This is a genomic window from Salmonella sp. SAL00672, assembly GCF_046552175.1.
GTDB lineage: Bacteria > Pseudomonadota > Gammaproteobacteria > Enterobacterales > Enterobacteriaceae > Salmonella > Salmonella enterica.
The window spans coordinates 1-544 of the sequence record NZ_JBGDUQ010000032.1; the positions used below are offsets into that span (position 1 = coordinate 1).

Annotated in this window: 2 tRNA genes and 1 rRNA gene; all 3 read right to left on the reverse strand. The window is 46.3% G+C overall.

The annotated features are described in order from the left end of the window. Positions 1-137: 137 nt before the first annotated feature. A tRNA-Ala gene (locus ACLJTG_RS23675) sits at positions 138-213 on the reverse strand. A gap of 111 nt (positions 214-324) precedes the next feature. Beyond that, positions 325-401: transfer RNA gene (locus ACLJTG_RS23680), tRNA-Ile, on the reverse strand. A 69-nt stretch (positions 402-470) separates the two neighbouring features. Then, positions 471-544, reverse strand: a 16S ribosomal RNA gene (locus ACLJTG_RS23685); the annotation flags it as partial.

A 544-nucleotide genomic window follows, 5' to 3' on the forward strand; every position in this document is an offset into this window, starting at 1 on the left:
AATTTGAGAGACTCACGAACAACTTTCGTTGTTCTGTGTTTCAATTTTCAGCTTGATCCAGATTTTTAAAGAGCAAAACTTCGCAGTGAACCCTTTCAGGTACACTCTGAAGTATTTTTTCGTAAACACTCACGAGATGGTGGAGCTATGCGGGATCGAACCGCAGACCTCCTGCGTGCAAAGCAGGCGCTCTCCCAGCTGAGCTATAGCCCCATCGTGTAGTCAGAACCTCTTTACCGATAATTTTTCCTGAGACAAGGCGTGGAATAACGAAGCATACATCAGTATGTGAGTTATTTCACAACGCAGTATTCAGGGAAAATTTGGTAGGCCTGAGTGGACTTGAACCACCGACCTCACCCTTATCAGGGGTGCGCTCTAACCACCTGAGCTACAAGCCTGTAGAGGTTTTACTGCTCGTTTTTCATCAGACAATCTGTGTGAGCACTGCAAAGTACGCTTCTTTAAGGTAAGGAGGTGATCCAACCGCAGGTTCCCCTACGGTTACCTTGTTACGACTTCACCCCAGTCATGAATCACAAAG